This is a genomic window from Pseudomonadota bacterium, assembly GCA_039033415.1.
Classification (GTDB): Bacteria; Pseudomonadota; Gammaproteobacteria; order Xanthomonadales; family SZUA-38; genus JANQOZ01.
In genome coordinates, this window is record JBCCCR010000023.1 from 1 (window position 1) to 20418 (window position 20418).

A 20418-nucleotide genomic window follows, 5' to 3' on the forward strand; every position below is an offset into this window, starting at 1 on the left:
ACCCGTCCTGATCAAGATCAGACGCCACAAACTGGGCGATCGGGTTGGTGCCGCCGACAGCGCCGTTGATCGACCAGCGCAAGCTGCCGTCAGCGTTGCGAATTTCGCTGCCAAACAGCACTTCATACTGACCATCACCCTCCAGATCAGCGATCCACGGCAGAGCTTCCACTACCGGGCTGGAAACAGCCGTGTTGAACTGCCAAAGGAGGTTGCCCGTACCGTCCAGCACGCTGGGCCCAACCACGATCTCAACAGCACCATCGCCGTCGAGATCAAACACTTCGATCGCGGTGCGGGTTTCATCGAAGTTGCCGGGCAACACTGGCGTTACACTTTCCCAAAGCAGGTCGCCAAGATTGCTGTAGCCATACAGGTGACGCTCGCCGGTCGCGGCATCGTTAGCCACGAGCACTTCCGGCACGTTGTCACCGTCAATGTCCGCAATGGCAGCACCCACATCGATGGTAGCAGCGCCGGAAACCCGCCACAGGAACGTGCCTGTAGTGGCATCCAGGGCCGTCAGATCCGGACCTATGCCGATGATCGCCTGGTCGTCTGCCGTGTTAATTACCCCATTGCCGTCGGTATCGGTTAGAGGCGCTACTTGAACCAGCTTTAGGTCTTCGGTACTGGTCCAGACTGACTTAACGTTCAGTGCCGAGCGATCGGTAAGGGGCGCGCGGCAGTAGGGGTTGAAAACCTCAAGGGCTTCTCGCACCAGGTTGATCTCACCGCCGACCGTATTGTTGAGCCCGGACTGCAACAGCCACTGATTGTCGGGCCCAGAGTTGGTTACCGTGGCACGGGGTGGTGCCTCAATAATCGCTAGCTGGTTGGTATCGACGTTGCCACCGATAGCCCGCACGGTGAAGGTGGGAGCAAAGGACTCGCTTTCTTCCGGCGTGATCTCACTGAACACGGGAGCGTAGTTCACCAGAAGCTCGTAGTTTTGCACCCCCTGATTCCCAAAGGGATCGGTCGCCGACACCGAGATCGCGTGGAGCGTTGAGACGCGATCCTGCGGCACAGTCGGTGTCCAAGATAGCGTGCCACTTGCCCCATCGACGGTGACACCAGCCGGCCCCGCCACCAGACCGTAGGTAATCGCATCGCCGTTCGGGTCAAACGCATCAATCGTGTACGCGTGCGTCGCCTCATTCAACTCCAGTGGTGGCAGCGAGATGATGATCGGTGCCGCCTGGGTATCTGCCGAGAGCGCTTCCCAGGTGACGTTGGCTGATTCGATCGCGGGCCCGGAAATAAAGGTTGCGGTTTCTGTTCCGGCGTCGATGCCGATATAGCAGTAGTTGGCTGTACCCGTATCGTTCGTCGCAATCGACTGGCGAATGGTTCGTGCGCCGCTGACGCGAACGTCGATACGAGCGAACGGTACGGCATAATCCAGTCCGTTTTTCGTGGTGATTGTGAAGCAGGCGTTTGCCCCTACAGTCTGAGTCTGGTTCAGCGGGGTTACTTCAAGACGATTCACCGGCGGCAGGTCACCCAAGATAGCGTTACCGTTGGTGCCGTAAGACTCAGCTGGCCCCCAGCCATAGATTGTGACTCCAAACTTTTCGGCCGCCGACATGGTGTGCGTGCCATAGGAAACTTCGATGGCTCCACCTAGGTATCCCGTATCCTCAATCGGCACCAACGTGCTGATGTCCGCAGGCTGGCCGTCAAGCACTAAAGAGGCTGCCGCCGTATCCGGAATAATCACGTTGACGTAGTGGGAATTCAGTCGATCGGTTCCCGCCGTTGTAAAGATGTACTCGTCGAGGTAGGCGGTGGTTGGCGGCAACAGCACCATGAACGGATCGGCGTCACTGTTGCCAGGTTCTGTAGCCCCTCGCTCCACAGCGTCAAACGCCTGACCGGTTGCGATCTGAGCCGCATGGATGGGCGCAGTGGAGGTAATCTCCGCCACCCCATCAATCACGCGATCAACAAACTCAAGGGCGTCCAGATACGCGCTTTCGACACCATTAACCCGAACGACCGTATCATCGGTAGTGGCGACAAAGCGGAACAGGTCACCGTTAAAGCGAGTGGCGAAGGGTACGGACAAAAAGCGCGTTGCCAGCTGATCATCGCCCGGCACCTGCTCGATCATGTGGTCACAGGAGATGGTTTCTTCGTTCGGCACGTTCGCGCAGATAGCGCCAGCAAAGACCCCAATCGGCCGACTCGAACGAAGCGTGGTGCCGGTAACAAAGCGGGCTCGCGAGCCAGGAGTGTTGGTCCAGACGTCGCCCTGTTGAAGCGTGATGTTGAACGGCGCCTGATTGAAGGTTCCGTTACCAATCATCTGAGTGACACCGGGTCCAGGAGTCACGGTGACCAGTGTGTTGTCTTCGGTTGCAACTATGCCGAACGCGCCTAGCTGCAGCGAGTGAAACGCCGGAATGGTGTAATCGCTCGCCAGTACGTTCGTAGGGTAAACCTGGGCCGCATCGGTCGAGGCCGTCCGCTCGTTGAAGGCCATCACGGTAATCGGCGCATCAGCGCTGACGTTCACGCCCACTGGATCAGGCGTTCCGTTGGTTCGGGTAACCACCGAAATTGGCAGCTCGATGCGCTCCAATCCACCCGCAGGAATCGTGAAAGGAATATCGATCGCCAGACTGGCCACGGAAATCGTGCCGCTCGCACCACCCGGCGCAGCAATTGACAGCGCCGGAACGGCAGGCGCGCCTGGGTCGATGTCATTCCGCAAGAACGTCAGCCAAAAGTCGGTGCCAAGGTAGCTGCGGTTAATCGTGGAGCCAGGTACCGTCACGACGTAGTCCTGTTCAGCGAACGCGCCTTGCGGGTCGCTCGCTCGAACCCTCACGTCCACTGCACCGAGCGTGTCCGAAAGGGGTACCCACGAAATGAGACCCGTCGCTGAGTCGATGCTCATGCCCTGCGGGGCAATGACCAACGAGTACGTTAGGCTATCGCCGTCCGCGTCGCTCGCGTCCACGTCATAGGCGTAGGCTGCGCCTTCAGCCGCATCAAGCACCGGCGTCGAGGTAATCTCAGGCGCCGCGTTGTTAACCTGGACGTCGAGGTTCACCACGGCGGCTGCCGAGTCCGCCTGCCCGTCACTGACCTGGAAGGTGAAAGAGTCTGGCCCCGAAAAGCCGCTGTTTCGGGTGTAGGTCAGATTAGGGGCCGTGCCGCTGAGCGTTCCGCCCGCGGGTGAGACGACCACCTGATAGGTGAGTGGATCACCATCGACGTCCGATCCGGTGAGTGTCAGCGCAAGGCTCGCCTCAGTAACTACCAAACTCTGCGGATCGGCGACCGGCGCATCGTTTTGCGCCAAAATCTGGACGGTAACAGTTGCCGGATCAGATTCGGCGATGCCGTCACTCACCGTGAAGCGGAACGTATCCTCGCCGTTTTCATCTGCGTTGGGCAGATAGGTGAGGTTAGGCGGCGTACCACTAAGTGTGCCTCGGAGCGGGGCCTGAGTAATGGCAAGGGTTATCGCGTCGCCATCGGGGTCCGTTCCCGCCAGCGTCAGCGCTACGGCAACGTCTTCGTTGGTACTAATAGAGAGGTCGTCAGCCGTAGGCGGGTCGTTGATCGGTTCAACCACCAGAGTGATGGTTGCAAGGTTGGAGTCTGCGGCCCCATCGTTAGCCACAAAGGTGAGCGAATCGGTGCCGCTAAATCCGGCGCCCGGCGTGTAGTCATAGTCTGAACCCCCGCCGACCAGAGTGCCGTTCGCCGGTGCGTCAACGATCGCGAAGGTCAGAAGGTCACCATCAGCATCGCTGGCGGTTAACCGCACCATGGCAGTCGTATCTTCGGCCAGGTTAATCAAGTCGTCCTGCGCCAGCGGCAGGTCGTTGACTGCGGTAACCGTTAGCGTAACCGTGGCTCCCATTGAGCTGACGGTTCCGTCAAAGGCCTGGTAGGTAAACGAGTCAACCCCGTTGAAATCCGGGTCAGGCGTATAGGTGAGATTTGGGCTTGTACCCGTCAGTTCACCATGTTGCGGCTGCGAGGTGAGTGCGAACGTCAGCGCATCACCATCTTCATCGCTAGCCGACAAAACCACCGACACCGGCTCGTCCTCGTTCAGCGTCTGGGCAATGTCAACGGCAACCGGCGGGTCGTTGACCGCATTAACAACAATCGATACCAGCGCCGGGACTGAATCACTGAGGCCGTCATTGGCCACAAAAGAAAAGCTGTCCGAGCCGCTGAAACCCGGATTGGGGGTGTAGCTGAAGTCTGGACCATTCCCTGAAACCACACCGTGGCTCGGCGGTGTTGACACGACATAATTGAGCGATGGTGACTCCACGTCGCTCGCGCTGACGCTCACCACAACACTTGAGTCTTCGTCCACCACCGCCGATGCGCCGATAGCTATCGGGATGTCGTTAACCGAAATGACCGAAAGACTGACAGTCTCTGCCGAAGAGTTTGCCGTGCCGTCGCTCACTAGGTAGCTGAAACTGTCGGTGCCGAAGAAGTTGGCAGCAGGCGTATAGACGAAAATGGGACCGCTACCGGTCAACGTGCCGCTCCCCGGTTGGCTTAGGATTTCATAGCTCAGGGCGTCGCCATCTAGATCCGATGCGACTAGCGTAATGTTAGCTGTCGCGTCCTCATTCAGGCTCACCGCATCGCTATTGGCCATGGGTGGATCATTCACCGGGTTGACCGTCAAGGTCACGGTGGCGACATTCGAGGTATTGGAGCCGTCACTAGCAACGAAGGTAAGCGAGTCGGTGCCATTGAAGTTTTGCTCTGGAATGTAGGTGAGTGCCGGCGGCGTCCCGGCCAGAGCACCCCGAGTAGGGGCCGCCAGTACGGTGTAGGTCAGCGAGTCACCATCCGGATCGTTGGCGCTCAGCACAACCGGCACGTTCTGGTCTTCGTCCGTGACCACACTTTGATCGACGGCCGTTGGCGCATTGGTGTTTGCGCATAGATCAACGAAACCCGCCTGAAAATTTTGGTTCACCTCAACTGTGCTAAGCGCCCGTTCGTAGACAGCCACCAAGTGGAGATCGCCGAGGAAGCCCCGTTCACGATCAAGCTCATTTGCCACAGCGAAGGCGTAGTGCGGGTCCCAGTTGCTGAAGTCTCCACCGACTAGACCGGTCACGTTTTCGGAACCATCGACGTAGATGGTCGAATTGCCGGACGCATCCCGGGTGTACACCACGTGCGTGAGCGTTTCCATAGCGACATTCGTCGCGGTACCCGTAGAAGGGTTGGTCCCATTCAGACTCGTTTCGGTGGTGCGTAGCCGCGCTTCATACCCGCTAGCCTTCTGACCCAGCGTGACGTTACGGCGGCTCGCCGACTCAGACAGCGTGGCGATGCGCGCCGGGCTGCTCGGTCCCTGAGTCAGATTATCCGGGCGCACCCAGGCCTCCAACGTTAGCGCGCCGGTCGATAGGATTCGATCCGTGAGCTTGCTGGCTGGCCCCGCGGAGCGAATCAGTGTTTCCTGGCGAACACCAAGACCGCCACAAGTCAGCCACTCCACGTAGCCCGGATCTTCAATGGTGAGATCAAGGGGGAGACCCACGCCTGAAATATCAAGCACCGAGGTACCCTGCCCCTCCAGAAAATCATACTCAGCGATAAGCCCATCAGCGACTCGAAAATTCGCGCCTGGCGTCACCACGCGGATCGTGCGGTACGCGGTATTAGCCAGACCTTCGTTATCGGTGACCGTCAGGGTAACGGTGTAGTTTCCGGCCATGTCGTAGAGATGACTAACCTGCGCCCCAGTTCCCTGTGTTCCGTCACCAAAATCCCAGGCGTAGCTGACCAGATACCCTCCAAAGTCGCTTGAAGCAGATCCATTGAAGCTCACCGATAACGGTGCATTGCCCACCACAGGAGTCGCCTCGATAACGGCACTGGGAGGCGCTGGGCATGGGCTGGAAAACCCAGCCAAAAAGTTCTGCTGGGCCTCCTGCGAACTTAGCGCCCGATCATAAATCGCGGCGATGTGGTACGTGCCAAGCCAGGGTCGATTACCCGTCGCCTCATTGCCGAGGAGCAACGGGTACCCGTCAGACCAATTGCTGGTATCTCCAGTAACCGTCTCAGTCCCGCTGAGCACACCGTTGACGTAGACCGAGGCCAGACCGCTCGAATCCCGCGTGTACAACACGTGGTTCGGCTGCCCTGCGACGAGGGTTCCGGGATTGGACGACAAACTGGGGGCGAGCCCGTTGGGGCCCGTTTCGCTGGTGCGGAATCGAACCGTGTATGCGTCTCCATCCTGACCCAGCGTGGCGTTGCGGTTCTGCGTGTCGGCAGACAGGCTGAGAATGCGCGCCGGTCCGTCCTGCTGGTTATCGGCTGGCGTGATCCATGCTTCCAGCGTGAGTTCGCCCCCGCTGCGGACGGCAGCTGCAACCCCGTCAGCCGGGATCAGACTGCTGATTAGGGACGGCGACTGGAGCTCCAATCCCCCGCATGCACGCCACTGGGAATTCGCCGGGTTGTCGATCGCCAGGTCCAGTCGCACAGGGTCGTTCGACCGATCAAGAATCAATCCACCCTCGGTCTGATCGAAAGCGTAGTAGGCCAGGAGGTCGTCCGACACTCGCGGCTCCTGGTTGGGATCAAACACCCTGATCCAAACCGTTTGTGAGTCACTCTCGCCACCAGCGTCCGTTGCCGTTAAGAGAACCGGGTACTCCCCCGGCTCCGTAAAAACGAAACTTGTCGCTATGCCTGTAGCCGTCGCGCTATCGGTGAGCTGCCAGCTGTAGCTCAGCGGGTCGCCGTCCGGATCTGTGCTTCCTGAGGCATCAAACTGTACCGATAGCGGGGCAACGCCATGATCAACATCAGCAGTTGCCTGAGCCTCCGGAGGTCGGTTGCAGGAGCCGATGTAACCGGCTTGATAATTGTGAGCGACCTCAAGTGCCGTTAGCGCCCGATCCTGGACCTCCACCAGGTACAAATCGCCGAGCCAAGGCCGTTGTTCACCAACTTCGTTGCCAATCAGAAACCCAAACGACTCCTCCCAGTTGCTTGTAGAGCTTGGGACGTTCTCCGTGCTAACCAGAACACCGTCGATATACAAACGCGCCTCTCCGCTAGCGTTTCGCGTGTAGGCGACGTGGGTCGGCCCCGCCGCTACCGCACCAGGTGGGCTCGACGTACTTGGGTTTAGCCCGTTGTCTCCGGTACCGGTAGTTCGCAAGCGAACGTTGTAGCTGTCCCCGTCCTGCGCCAAGGTGAAATTTCGTGCACTGGTTCCGCCCGATACACCAGCGATTCTCGCAGGCCCCGTTTGCATCACGTTGGCCGGCACAACCCAGCCCTCGACCGTTAATTCGTTGGAGGCTTTGACCGCTGCGATCAGGGCGCTTGCCGAGCTCCCATTTGAAATGACCGTTGGCGCGTTGAGGCGAAGACCGCCGCAGCTCAGCCACTGAGTTGCCGTCGCGTCCGAGATCGTCAGGTGGTTGGCCGCAAAAGATGTGTCGTTGACGGTTGCACCCTGCCCTTCCTCAAATCGATAGGAGGCAACAGCGCGATCACTCACTCGCTGTGAAGGGTCAAACACCTCTACGTCAACGCTCGCAGAGGCGACGTTTCCCGTGTCGTCAGTAACTGTAAGCGTCGCTGAGTACTGCCCGGCGCTCGAATAGGCGTGGCCGACTGTGACTCCCTGTGCGCTGCTGCCGTCGCCAAAGTCCCAATCGAATGACACGAGCGAACCGTCACAGTCCGTGGAGTCGGTGCCCGAAAAGTCGATGAGTTCACCCGTACTCAGGGCAGAACGCTGCAGGCTGATGATCGACTCGGGTTGTCCTGAGCAGGGATTGGCAAGGTCTTGTATCGCCGTCGTGGCCAACGCCCCGTCGTAGAACTTCAGCTCATCAATCAGCCCATGAAACGGGCGATCTCCGGCGCCGGTGGGTTGATTGCCAACGCCGACAGCAATGCTGGGATCTTGGGCAACAGAGCCCGTGAGCGGGAGGCTACCGACAATAACGCCGTCTTTGTAAACGCTCAGGATTGACCCGTCGTACACCATTGCAGCGTGGGTCCAGGTATCGGCACTTAGCGGTTCACCGTCAGCAATCAGAGTCTGCGTCGTGCCGTCAGTTTTGACTCTAGCTCGAAGGTAGTAAAAGCCACCCTGCTCGACCGTACTGAGCATCCAGAGATGGTTGCTCTCCGAAGTACCCGTGGCCTTGGAAACCAACCTTGCTTCATCGGTCGAAAAGCTCTCTGGTCGTATCCAAACGGCGATCGTGAACTGATTGGCGGGAACATCGATCGCGGGAAGATCAACCCGATCGAGGAGTCCGTCGAAGTTCAGGCTTGAACCGGCAATTCCGTTGGCCCGCCACTGACCTGTATCGACAGTTGCCGAGGACGCAGCGTTCAATGCGTCGGCGGTAGCCGAACCCGTGTTTTCGTTAAATTTCCAGTAAGAAAAAACCCCTTGTCCCAAAGACGCACACGGGACCGAGAGCGCCAGGACGGCACCCAGAATCGCTTGGACTGACATACAAAAGGCGCCCCCTGAGACGCCAAAAATTGGGCCAATCCGTGCGAGTTCCTGGGCCCACGGATCGGGCGCTAACCCCGATAGCGATCCTAAAAAGGAATTTTTGCCATGTCAATTGATTCCCGAAAATGCTCAGAAGATCGATTATCGCTCGGGCAAGAGACGGCTAAACCTGTGCCGCATTGCCAAAGCGTCCCACACGAACTCCGGTGAAGCAGAAGGGGGCTCCGTGACCATTGTTCCCTGACTGTTTTTCCCTTCTTACCGCTCTGTGTGAGAAGTTTGTCAGTTCTAGATACCGCCGATGGGCGTATACGTGGCAAAGCCCAGATAGCTTGGTAAACCCAGTCTTAGAAATCCGAAGTTCATTAGGGGGACCTGCCTAACGAGGCTACACAACGCGAGTGAACATTTGGCCTAATATTTCGCAGGCTGGAGCAGGGGTTTCAAGGACTTTCGGCAAGTTTCGGTGAGTTATATTAGGCCGCCGAATACCTTTAACCTGTTGTTTTATATGATTTTTTAGGGTTTTCGAGAACCGGATTTGTAATCAGTAGGTCCCGGGTTCGACTCCTGGTGCCGGCACCATAAAATCAAAAGGTTATGGCGTCTTCGGGCGTTTTTCACGCCTAATATAACTCCCCGAAACCCTCTGAATTCCGCCACAACCTCGTCAATCGGGCTACTGAGCCAAAATAAGCGCGAGCCACTGATTTTATTCCGGCTTTGCTCGTCAGCATTCAACAGCGCTCGTTGGCCTTTCACGTCCCAGATTTTTGTGACCGGGACTGGAACTTTGGGGTCAGGTTCAAGTGCCAGGTTTGGCTGACAAGTCTGATCGGGAATCATCCTCACCGGTTTGGTCAATCGGACCTCAAGGGGCCTTGCCGACCCGAGAGAAGATACAAAGCCCTAACTTAGTCATTTTCGAACGACCACTGTGCCCAAACGGCCTCGGTTTTGCACAAAAACTGCACCCGCACACATTACTCAGCGTGGCAACAACCGGCAGGCGATTTTCGCTGGCGAGATTGACCTTGCCGCACAAGTTTCGAAAAGCCTGTGAATTTATGCCTGGCACTTGAACCTGACCCCATAAATGTCGTTTTTAACCTCTCACCTGGATATTGGGTACAAAGGCGAGGAAAAGCAGAACCGGTGTCGCCAGGCCCAAACAAATAATCCAGATTGATTGGCCTCGGCGGCGGCGATTTTGGAAAACGATAATCAAGCCGGTCACCGCAAAAACCAGCATTGCCAATGCGGAAACTTCGACAAACCACGCCCAGGCGGACCCGGCGTCCCGGTTTTTATGCAGATCGTTGAGCACAGCCAGCGTTGAGCCGCGCTGTACATCGAGAAGGACGCCTTCAGACGTGATGATGGCCTGCGCGTCGCCGGCCGGCGCCTTGTAGCTGAGGGCCACCTCCCCATAGTCCTGGTCAAGCTCGATGCTGTCGGGCACGCCGAGCCCGGCGGCCTCGGTCAGCAGCGCTTGTAGCGCCGTCAGGTCCGGCGCCCAGCTGTCCGAATCGAGCGTTGCCGCCAGCTCCGGCGGCAGGCTCAGCTCCCGCGAGCTGGCGCGCGCGCCGTCGTCGTCGTACCAGCCCCGGCTGAGCGTAAAGCCGGTAACGCAGAAGAACACCAGCGTCACAAACAGCAGGGAGGAGCTGTAGAGGTGAACCGTCCGCGCCAGGTTAAACCACCACATGCGCGATTTCATGGGGCCGCCGCTCGCTGCGTGTTAACGATATTCGTCAGCGACTGCACGGCACCGTTGAGGTCGTAGGCGCCGGGAAACTCCTTGAGCGTGTCCTGCAGCTTGCGAAGCGCCGCCGGATAGTCCGAACGGGCAATGAGCGACTTGGCCTCACCGACCATGGCCTGCTGCCGGAACTCCGTTAGCACCGACGCTCGCTGAAAGGCCAGAGCGGCGCGGGAGGCCTGACCCTGGCTCAGGCTCAGCTCGCCCAGCGCCAGCAGCGCCGGCCCGTTGCTGCCGTCTCGATCCACCGAGCGTCGGTAGTCCGCGATCGCCTGGCGCGGCTGATCGCTCTGCTCCGCCAATCGCCCGCGAATGTAATAAAAGCGGCTCTGCTGATCCGGCCGGTAGTTCGACAGCCGTTGCTCCATGGCATCCAGTATTTGCTTTGCGTAGCGTTGTTCACCAGCGCGCAGCAGCCAGTCCGCCAGCTCGCTCACGAACGATACGTCTGCGCTGGACGCCAGCACCGAGGCTGAGGCCAGCGCCGCGCCGCGCTTCGGATTGCCGGCCTGCACCGCCAGCTGTGCCGCCACCTGGCGGTTCTCGGCCGAGTCGTCCCCAAGCCGCAGGCTCACCTCAAGGCTCGCCAGGGCGCTGAGCGGGTTGTCCTGGCGCAGAGCCAGGTTGGCTCGCTGCTGCCAGAGCATCGAGTCGCTGGGGTTCTCGGTCAACATCTGGTCGATCAACGCGCTCGCGCCGCTCTCGTTGCCCGATTCGGTTAGGGCTAGCAGCAGCCCCGAGCGCCACTGGCGGTTTTTCGGCTGCAGCAGCAGCGCCTGCTGATAGCCGCTGACCGCACCCCAGGGGTTGCCCAGCTTGATATTGAGATAACCGAGCTGACCAAACGTCTGGGCGTCGCCCGCACCGAGCCGTACCGCATCCGCAAGATGCTGCTGCGCTTCGTCGTATTGGCCTTCGATTAGGTAAAGCGTGCCGAGCCCGGCGTGCGCGCGGGTGAAGTCGGGCGCAAGCTTCAGGGCCGCCCGATAAGCCTCAATGGCGGCCCCTCGCTCGTCCAGGGTCGAGTAGAGCTGGGCCCGGAGCATCTCAAAGGCGGCGCTCACGGGCGTTTCCTGGCTCTCCAGGAGCACGAGCGCGCCCCGATAGTCCTGCTGCCGTACCAGAGCGCCGAGCTCCTGGGCCAGCGCAATTTCCTCTCCCGGAATCGAGGGCTCCGTATCCCATACCACCGGCGCGAGCGGCTTAAAGATGGCCTGAGGTTCGGGGACGGTCACCGTGAGCTGCGCAAGCGATGCCGAGCAAAAGAGCAGTCCCACAAGATTCAGTCCTGTTAGCTGTGTTGGCTTCATGTCGCACTAAAGACCAGAGGCCAGACGAAGGCTGCTCGAACCCGCTCGCCGTCTTTCTCGGGTGGCGTAAAGCGGGCCCGGCCCATCAGCGCGCGGAGCTGCGGTTCGATCTCGGGATAGGGATTTTCGACAATCCGGCGCAGCGTCACCGCGCCCGTCGTGTCGATGACCACCTGAGCCCGGACCCGAATCTTCGTCACGCCCTTCGCGCGCAGCGCGGCAGGAAACTGAATTCGCAGGTCGGTCAGCAGCCGCGGCCGGCCATCCAGCTGGGCCAAGCCAAACTCCTGCATGCTCGCCGTCACGTTGATATCAAACTCCAGCGGACGGACCTCGCTCACCGGCGCTTCCAGGTCTTCGACCTTCAGCGACGGCCGCAGAGTCGCCGGCGGCAGGCTTAGCGGCGACGTGCCGGCGGAAGTCAGATCCAGCGGCAGTGCGTCGGGTGCGCTCTGCTGGCTGCGCGTAGTCGGTGGCGGTGGTGGCGGCGGCGGCAGCGCCGCGTTTATCTCCAGCCGCTGCAGCTTGGGTCCCGCTTCCGTTGGCGCGTTGAGTCTCTTGAGCAGCGTCAGCGCAGCCACAAGTCCCGTCGTGAGCGTGATGCTCAGCACTACCGAAAGGCTTTGGCGCAGTATGCTCATGACTCCGATCGCGTCGCCAGCAGTACGTTGTCAGCGCCGGCGATCTTGAGCTGGTCCATCACCTGGACCAGCAGCTGCGTTGGCACCGCCGCATCAGCCTGGATGATGACCGGCGTGTCGGGCGTGTCGAGCAGCGGACCGACGGCCGACGGAATACCCACCAGGCCAATCGTTGCCCCGGCGTGCACCACGTCTCCACCAGCGGTTACCGCGACAATGATCAGGTTGCTGCTGACGCGCGCCCCCGACGTGGCGGTGGGTTTGTCGATCTCAACACCCGCCTCGCGCACAAAAACCGTGGAGACGATAAAGAAGATCAGCAAGATAAATACAATGTCGATGAGCGGCGACAGATCGATGCGCGTCTCCGCGTCATCCTGCAGCCTGGCCTCCAGGCGTCGGCGCATTATGACGTTGCCTCCGCGGCGCGCGCGGCGCGACCGGAACGCAGCGCCTCAACCTGCGCGGTCCGCCGGCGCCCCTGGAGCCAGGCGAGCGCAAGCCAGCCGGGAATCACCAGCAGCAGGCCAAGCTGGGTCGAGTACATGGCCGACGCAATGCCTCCCGTAGCCAGCGTTTCGGGGTTAAAGCCGTAGTCAAGCGCCATCTGCGCAAAGGTGTCCATCAATCCTACCACCGTGCCGTATAGCCCAAGGAGCGGGAGCGCGCCGAGCATGGTACGAAGACCGGGGGCCCACAGGGAGCAGCGGTGACGCCAGGCGGCGTCGCGGCGGCGGGCGAGCAGCAGATCGAGCAGCAGCGCGTACACCACAACCGCGGTCAGTAGGATGAGCCACACGGCCGGGTTATCCAGCTGTTGCTGAAGATCCGTCAGCATGCGCCTAGCCCGCAGCCTCGGCCAGCCGGACCGCGGTCGACTCCAGCTGAGAACCATAAGAGTCGGCCTTACGCTTCAGCAGCGCGTGAGCGATCAGCGAGGGTACGGCGACCACCAGCCCCAGCTCGGTCGTCACCAGCGCCTCAGAAATCCCGCCTGAAACCGCCGCCGGGTCACCGGAGCCAAAAACGGTCATGGACTGAAACGTTCGGATCATGCCCGAGACCGTGCCCAGCAGGCCCAGCAGCGGCGAGACCGTGGCCGTGATCGCCACGGCACCTATGAGCCGCTGCAGCCGGTGGCGCTGGCCCAGCAGAAAGTCAAAGAGCTGGTCTTCCTTTTGCTGGGTGGAGCCAGGCGCGGTGGCCAGCTCCACCAACGCGTTCAGCGGCGCCGGATGGCTCGCGGCGGCGCTGGCGTCGCCGGCCTTGATCGATCGGACGGAGCTCACCAGCGCGGTAACGCGGTCGGCGGTCATCCGCGGCAGCCTGAGGAACTGAATCACTTTGATCAACGCGATAACGAGCGACAGCAGCGCGAAGGCCATGATCGGCACCACCCAGACGCCGCCGGCCTGCAGGTGCTCTGCCAGACCCTGGCGCGCACTCTGGAGCTCCAGGTAGCGACCCTGCGTGGGATCAAGCGTCGCCAACGACCGACCACCGCCGGTCAGCGCCTGAAGCGAAGCCAGCGCCTCGCCTTCAAACGACCAGCTCAGCCGAGGCTCGACGCCCTTCTCCTGAGTCAGCAGTCCACCGCCGCCAGCGTGGACAAACCAGGTCAGCGGTCCGACGCTCAGCGCCTGGCCGTCGACCGCCTGGCCAGTGACGTCGATTGCGGAGGTGGGGCCAAAACCCGGCGAGAGCTGCGCGTCCAGGCGCACCAGAGATTGGCGAAGAATCGCAGTCACCGCTTCGAGGCTCTTGCCGTCGACCGACGCCATGTCGGTGCGGCGCCCGTAGTCCAGCAGCAGGCTGCGCTGGTAGTTATCCTGCTCCTGCCACTTTTCAACGCGGCTTTGCAGTACTTCCAGGCCCAGAGTCTGATCGTCGGCGGCGCGCTGGAACTCTGCCGCCTCGCGCCGCAGCTCCAGCACCTGCTGCTGGGCCTGACCCAGCTGACGACTCAGCCGGACGGACGCCGCGGCCACCCGCTGCTCGGCGGCGGCCAGGCGCGTGCGGGCGTCGTCAATATCAGCGAGGAGAGACTGCTCGACGTCCGGTTGAGCCAGCGAAACGAGCGGAAGGTATGTCAGCGCAAGCAGTCCGGCAAGCAGCCCCCTCACGGTGTGCCGGATTAAGACAGACTTGTTCACGGTGACTCCAGCTCGATGGGCAGCGTCACGGGCGCGGCGAGCGTCGGGTCTCCGAGCATGCGCACGGCCGCGAGGACGGACGCTGGATCAAGCTCGGGGATCTGATCTGCGCCACGCCAGCGCCAGCCATCAGCCTCGGCCCGGCCGAAGCCGGCAAAGGCGCCGTCCTCACTGGTATACCAGCCCTGAGAAAGCCCGAGAAAAACCTGCTGGACCGCATAGCGCGTGCCGGTGTCGTCGGTCATGGTGGTCTGATGCAGCGTGATTCGCTGATCGAATTCGGCCGCTTCGCTCAGCATCCCAACCACCTGCTGCAGCCGCTCGCTGTCGCTTAGCGCATCCCCGGCCGCCAGCGTGTCCAGATGGGCCTGCCAGGCCGCGTTCAGAGGTGGCGGCAGCCGTTCGTGAAGCGCCGTCAGGACCGTAAGCGTCCCGTCCAGCGCTTCGCGGAGCGCCTGCTGCGCCTGCTCAAGACGCTGCTGCTGGGCGGCAAGCTGGATACGACGCTGGTCCACCTCGCTGCGGGCGCCTCGCTCAACCTCCAGAAATTCGCTGAGCGTCTGCCGCTCGGCCTGGAGGAGCTCCAGCTGCAGCTTGAGCAGCGGCTCTCGCACCCGCCACTGGTTTTCCACCGTCGAGATCTGCTGCTCGAGCGTTGTCCACTGGCGCACTAGCGCGTCCAGCTCACGCCAGTCGTTCGACCGCGCAACCGGCGCCAGCTGAAAGGCTAGGAGCAACACGGAGAAGACGGCCGCAGCTTGCAATCGCCACGCCGTCAACCGCGGGGAGCGCGCGATGTGTTGTTGTTTCATGGGGCAACTTTTATTGCTTGTGAATACAGATCGCCAACGTCAGCTCGAGGAGACCGGGCTGCCGTTAGCCGGCCGATGATCATAGCGCGACCATCATACAAATACGAATGCTTTTGCGAATGACTATCATTTGCAATCCTGGTCAATTAATGGGAAATTAACGGGATAGCCAGTTGTTACCAGAGGATTCCCAGCATGAAACGTGTGATTTCTACCGCCTTGATTCTTGCCATGAGCGTCACCGCCGCCATTGCCGGCTCGAGCGACAACGCGAGCAGCAGCAAAATCAGCGCAAAAGACCGCATGAATCAGTGGAAGCAGGAAGGCAGACGCCTATCTTTTATCGACCGCCACGACCATGACGGTGACGCGCGGGTCAGCACAATCGAATTCGAACAGTCGCGCCGCGATCGCTTCGACCTGACGGACGCCGACAACAACGGCGTTGTCACCGTTGTTGAGTATCAGAACGAATGGGAAGACCGCATGGATGCTCAGCTCGAGCTCGACCGACGAGCGCGGGTCAAGCAGGCCGAGGTCCGCTTTGGCGCGATGGACAAAAATGACAATGACGTCATGGAGTGGGAGGAGTACGCGGCGTCAGGCGATCGCATGTTCACCCGTCGCGACACCAACGAGGATCTTGTGGTCGACGCCATGGACCCTCCGAGCAGCTACAGCTGGACACCGAAGCCCGACAGCGAGCTGACGGCGGAAGAGCTTCAGCAGCGGCGTGATCGCCAGATCGCGTACGCCCGAAACATGCTGGAGATGCCAACCACGCACAACCTCGAAGGCATGATGGTGAAGTACGACCAAAACGCTGACGAGCGCATCGACCGCGAAGAGTTTGACGTCAAGCGACGTGCGGACTTCGACCATACCGATTTCGACGGCAACGGCGTGCTGACCGCAGAGGAGTACGTCAGCGAATTTGAGGACCGGATGGACGAAGCGATCGAGTCCTTCCGGGTCTCCTCCATCAAGCAGAGCAAGCGACGCTTCGAGTCTCTCGACGACGACGCTAGCGGTGAAATGAGCTTCGCCGAGTATCGCGAGTCCGGCAATCGGATCTTTGCCCGATACGACGTGAGCGGTGACGGCTACATCGCGCAGGAGGACCCGATGCCGGTGCCTTTCGAAGAGGAAGAGCCCAAGCAGGAGATCGCCGCAAACGCCGAGTAATCGGTATCGGCGAAGGGTCCCATCATGACTACGAAAGGCCTTCGTCGCAGCCTCGCTGCGACTCTAGTGCTGTGCTGTCTAACCAGCCAGGCCGAGACGCTTCAGTCGCGCCACGTCGAAGGCGTACTGGGGTCCAGCATGGACCTCAGCATAGCGGGCGCCACCAGCGATGAAGCTGAGGCCGCCTTTGCGGCGGCGGTCGCCGAGACCGAGCGGCTGGAGCAGCTTCTCAGCAGCTATCTCGACGCCAGCGAGCTTTCTACGCTGAACGCAGAACGCTCGCTGCCGGAGCTATCACCCGAGCTGGCTGAGCTGATCGATCTTTGCCGCCGATGGGAGGACCGCAGCGCCGGCGCCTTCAGCTGCAAGCTCGGAGGGGTGCGGGCCCTGTGGCGTCAGGCGGAAACCGATCAGGAACAACCCAATCGTCGCGCGATCCGCGCGCTGGCGCGAACGCTGAAGCAGACCCCGCTCCCGTCGGCCGACAGCCGGCCGTACGTGCTACCCGATCCGATCGAGCTGGATCTCGGCGGGATTGCAAAAGGCTACATCATCGATCGCGCTTTGGCCGCCGCGCAGGCTGCGGCGCCCGATGCCTCTGGCATCAAGGTCGACATTGGTGGCGACGGCCGCTACGCCGGACAGCCGGGCGCTGACGCCAGCTGGCGCGTGGGCTTGGCGCCGCCGGAGGCCGTCGACAACGCGACCGTCAGCGCACTGGCGCTGGCCGACAAGGCGGTGGCTGCATCGGGGCACCGGTCGCGTTTCTACAAGATCGGGCGGCGACGTTACAGCCACGTGCTGTCAGCGCGAGACGGCTGGCCTGTCTATCAGGGTGCCGCCTCCTACGTGGTCGCCGATTCAGCGCTGGCGGCGGACGTCGGCGCCACGGTGCTCGCGAGCCTGCCGCCTGGCGACGGGTTCGAGTGGGCCGGCGATCAGGCGGGTCTTGAAGCGCTGATGATCCTCGAGGCGGGACGCCAGCTTGCGTCCGACGGGTGGCGCGCCATGGAGCTTTCCGATGTCACAGACGCCGAAGCGCCGCTGCTGACGCTCACCTACACGATCCCCAAGATTTCCGCCGGCAAGTATCGCCGCCCCTACGTCGCGGTATGGATTACCGATACGGAGCGTCAGCCGGTTCGAAACCTCCTCATTCTGGGCGAACAGGAACGCTGGGCGCAGGAAAACCCCCGCTGGTGGCGCGCCGTCGGGCGCCGCGATGCCAGCGTGCTCGAGGGCTACGCAAGGGCAACCCGCCGCCCCGGGACCTACGAGGTGGTCTGGGACGGCCGTGACGATCGCGGTCAGCCGGTGTCCGGCCAGCGCTTTCGACTGCATCTGGAAGCGGCCCGCGAGCACGGCGACCACAGCTATCGCACCGTCGATCTGGACCTTAGCGCGCCGGAAACGCTGGAGCTGCCGGCGGAAGGTGAGCTCGGCAACGTAGCAATCACTTGGTCCGACGACCTGCCGACGAGCAACGTCGCCAGCGCGCCATGACAACCAAACAACATCAACAACCAAGAAAGACCTTGGGGACATTTTCGTCAATCCAACGCCCGCTGTAAGGGCCGGGTGACCAATCCACCCGAAAGCAGGAGCTACTCCAGGAGTTAAGCAATGAAAGCAACACAACGAACGTTACTAAGCATCGCCATAGCGACGTCTTTGGCGGCTAACGCCCAGGACGGCATGGACGAGCTGGACGAAACTGTCATCGGTGCTGAGGAGGCGGTGGCCGTCGACGACCACGTGCTCGGCACGGACGACCTCATCCGCCAGATGACCGACACCATTGAGGACACGGTGCGCTACATTCCCGGCGTTCAGGTAAACGACACGGGCAACCGCTTCAACGACGACGGCTTCAACATCCGCGGCCTTGAGGGCGACTTTGTCGCGGTCACCATTGACGGCGTGGATCAGGGCGAAACGCTCAACCCGCCGACCTTTGCCCCCTACGGCGCCTTCGGCTCCAGCCGCGGTGCGGTGGAGGTGGAAACCGTCAAGGCCGTGCGCATCACCCGCGGCCCTAATTCGGTCACCGACGGTAACGGCGCGCTCGCGGGGTCTGTGATTTACGAGACCAAGAGTCCGAGAGACTTCCTGACGTCTGAGAAAGACAGCGCCATCGCGCTCAAAACCGGCTTTGACGATCGCTCCGACGAGGCGATGATTTCGGCGGCGTTTGCCAATCGCTTCGGCAGCCTCGAAACCCTTTTGATCTATACCCTGCGCGACGGCAACGAGCGTGAGTCGCACAGCAGCGGTGCCGACATTCTTGGGCCGGAGCGCGGCCAGGCAGATCCGATGGATCGCGAAGAGCAGTCCATCCTTGCCAAGGCGGATTACTATCTGACGCCCGATCAGCGCCTCGGTCTGGTGGTAGAGCAGAACCGCCGCGAAGCGACCTCATTCCCGCTGTCGCGTCAGTCTCCGGTCTATTTTGACTTCATTACGGACGACACCAACGATCGGGATCGCGTCGGCATCGAGTATGAGTGGACCAACGCCGGGGTCACCATGTTCGACAGCCTGCTTGCCGCCGCCGATTATCAGAACCTCGAGACGCGCGGCATTTTCCAGTTTGGCTTTTCGGGCTTCAACGGCGATCCAACCGACGACTATCTGCGAACCGAAGACCGTGCCTTCGACCAGGAGAGCGTGACCGTCGGCGTGGACTTCACGAAGTCGCTGGACTGGGGAAGCCTGAACCATCAAATTAGCTACGGCGCTGAGTACCAGCAGGGTGACGTACAAAACCGGCGGTTTGACATCCGGTTCAATACGCTTTCGCCGGACAGCGGCCTTCGGTCGTTTGTCGAAGACCGCAGCTGGGTGCCGGACACCGAGTCTACGCAATTTACGGTCTATGCGCGCGACGAGGTTGAGCTGAACGATCAGTGGTCCGTCTTCGGCGGCTTCCGTTATGAGACGACCGAATACGATCCGCAGGTGAACGACCTGTTTACCGACCCGGTCGGCGAAGCCGTGCAGGACGCTGACTTCACCGCAACGGTGGGTGAGCTCGGCGTGTCGTTCTCGCCAATCGCTGGCCACACGTTCGGTCTGGCGGTCGGCCAAGGCTACAAGGCGCCGACCACTCAGGATCTTTATCTCGACGTTTCTAGCGACACCATAACGGACATCAACACCGGCCAGACTTTCACCGATTTTGACGAAATCTCAAATCCGGGTCTGGATGCCGAACAGTCGACGAACTACGAGCTTAGCTACATGTACGAGTCGCCCCGGGCGCAGGTGGCCATCACTGCATTTCAAAGCGACTACGAAGACCTGATCCAGACCGTACCCGGTTTTGTATCTTACGGTCAGGAGGTCACCGTGCAGCAATGTGGCTTCGGCGGCTGCAATAACGTGACTCTCACCGGCGACAGCATCTTTCGCGCGGAAAACGTCGGCGAAGTGGAAGCGGCTGGCTTTGAGGTGGACGCACGCCTGCGGATGACCGAGCTCTGGGCGATGCGCTTCGGCTACTCTCACGTGTCCGCCGAACACCGTAACGACAGCCCTACCGGAGCGTTTGAGAATGGTGACGTGCTGGCATCGGAGTCCCCTGATTCGGCCGTGCTGGGACTGGATTACACGGCACCCGCAGGAAACTGGGGCGCATCCGCATTCTGGACGTGGACGGATTCTCGACCCGAAACGGACGACCTGAGCATTGCCACGCTCAATAACTTCGACGGCCCGGTGGCGTTCGCCGACTCGTGGAACACGCTCGACCTGCTGGGCTTCTACGAGATCGAACGCTACGGCATGCGGATGTCGCTGGCGCTGCGAAACGTGCTCGACGAGGACTACTTCCGCTGGGAGGTGATCAACGGCGTACGCCCCGGCAACGGTGGTTTCTTTGCCGGAGCAGCAGGCAACGGCTTCGAGCGATTCACGGAGCCAGGTCGCAGCATCTCCTTTGATTTGAGTATTGCCTTCTAAGCTTTAACGCACTGCCTGGCGTACGACCACCGTACGCCAGGCAGCTGGACAACGTGGAAATTATGGGGTCAAAATTATGGGGTCAGGTTCAA

General features: G+C 61.0%; 11 protein-coding genes. 3 read left to right on the plus strand and 8 right to left on the minus strand.

Going from position 1 to position 20418, the window contains the following annotated elements:
* From AAF358_18005 to AAF358_18040, 8 genes are all read right to left on the minus strand, one after another.
* The coding region (locus AAF358_18005) for an Ig-like domain-containing protein (GenBank protein ID MEM7707456.1) at positions 1-8500 on the minus strand (8500 nt) is incomplete at its 3' end.
* A gap of 1108 nt (positions 8501-9608) precedes the next feature.
* Complete coding sequence (locus tag AAF358_18010; GenBank protein ID MEM7707457.1) at positions 9609-10223, minus strand: PepSY-associated TM helix domain-containing protein; 615 nt, start codon at positions 10221-10223, stop codon at positions 9609-9611.
* The gene (locus tag AAF358_18015; GenBank protein ID MEM7707458.1) at positions 10220-11542 is read right to left on the minus strand and encodes a tetratricopeptide repeat protein; all 1323 of its coding nucleotides are present in this window, start codon (positions 11540-11542) and stop codon (positions 10220-10222) included. Before AAF358_18015 ends, AAF358_18010 begins: the two co-directional genes overlap by 4 nt.
* Before the next feature lie 29 nt (positions 11543-11571).
* Entirely contained in the window at positions 11572-12216 is a 645-nt protein-coding gene (locus AAF358_18020; protein MEM7707459.1) for a hypothetical protein, read from the minus strand.
* The gene (locus AAF358_18025; protein MEM7707460.1) at positions 12213-12623 is read right to left on the minus strand and encodes a biopolymer transporter ExbD; all 411 of its coding nucleotides are present in this window, start codon (positions 12621-12623) and stop codon (positions 12213-12215) included. Before AAF358_18025 ends, AAF358_18020 begins: the two co-directional genes overlap by 4 nt.
* Positions 12623-13054, minus strand: coding sequence for a MotA/TolQ/ExbB proton channel family protein (locus AAF358_18030; protein ID MEM7707461.1), 432 nt, complete (start codon positions 13052-13054; stop codon positions 12623-12625). The genes AAF358_18025 and AAF358_18030 overlap by 1 nt, the downstream gene beginning before the upstream one ends.
* 4 nt (positions 13055-13058) lie before the next feature.
* On the minus strand, positions 13059-14369 hold the full coding sequence (locus AAF358_18035) for a MotA/TolQ/ExbB proton channel family protein (GenBank protein MEM7707462.1): 1311 nt from the start codon (positions 14367-14369) through the stop codon (positions 13059-13061).
* Entirely contained in the window at positions 14366-15181 is an 816-nt protein-coding gene (locus AAF358_18040; GenBank protein ID MEM7707463.1) for a DUF3450 family protein, read from the minus strand. Before AAF358_18040 ends, AAF358_18035 begins: the two co-directional genes overlap by 4 nt.
* Positions 15182-15376: 195 nt before the next feature.
* Between AAF358_18040 and AAF358_18045 the strand changes: the two genes are divergently transcribed.
* The 3 genes from AAF358_18045 (at position 15377) to AAF358_18055 (ending at position 20326) form a co-directional block, all read left to right on the plus strand.
* A complete protein-coding gene (locus AAF358_18045) occupies positions 15377-16366 on the plus strand; it encodes a hypothetical protein (GenBank protein MEM7707464.1) in 990 nt (329 codons plus the stop codon).
* Between the two features lie 24 nt (positions 16367-16390).
* On the plus strand, positions 16391-17869 hold the full coding sequence (locus AAF358_18050) for a DUF2271 domain-containing protein (GenBank protein ID MEM7707465.1): 1479 nt from the start codon (positions 16391-16393) through the stop codon (positions 17867-17869).
* 120 nt (positions 17870-17989) lie between these two features.
* Positions 17990-20326: a TonB-dependent hemoglobin/transferrin/lactoferrin family receptor gene (locus AAF358_18055; protein ID MEM7707466.1), complete on the plus strand. Its 2337-nt coding sequence runs from the start codon at positions 17990-17992 to the stop codon at positions 20324-20326.
* Positions 20327-20418 lie beyond the last annotated feature (92 nt).

Coding starts and splice junctions, on each gene's coding strand:
- AAF358_18030 (MEM7707461.1), bottom strand. CDS start 13,054: ATGCTGACGGATCTTCAGCAACAGCTGGATAACCCGGCCGTGTGGCTC.
- AAF358_18055 (MEM7707466.1), top strand. CDS start 17,990: ATGAAAGCAACACAACGAACGTTACTAAGCATCGCCATAGCGACGTCT.
- AAF358_18010 (MEM7707457.1), bottom strand. CDS start 10,223: ATGAAATCGCGCATGTGGTGGTTTAACCTGGCGCGGACGGTTCACCTC.
- AAF358_18040 (MEM7707463.1), bottom strand. CDS start 15,181: ATGAAACAACAACACATCGCGCGCTCCCCGCGGTTGACGGCGTGGCGA.
- AAF358_18025 (MEM7707460.1), bottom strand. CDS start 12,623: ATGCGCCGACGCCTGGAGGCCAGGCTGCAGGATGACGCGGAGACGCGC.
- AAF358_18020 (MEM7707459.1), bottom strand. CDS start 12,216: ATGAGCATACTGCGCCAAAGCCTTTCGGTAGTGCTGAGCATCACGCTC.
- AAF358_18050 (MEM7707465.1), top strand. CDS start 16,391: ATGACTACGAAAGGCCTTCGTCGCAGCCTCGCTGCGACTCTAGTGCTG.
- AAF358_18045 (MEM7707464.1), top strand. CDS start 15,377: ATGAAACGTGTGATTTCTACCGCCTTGATTCTTGCCATGAGCGTCACC.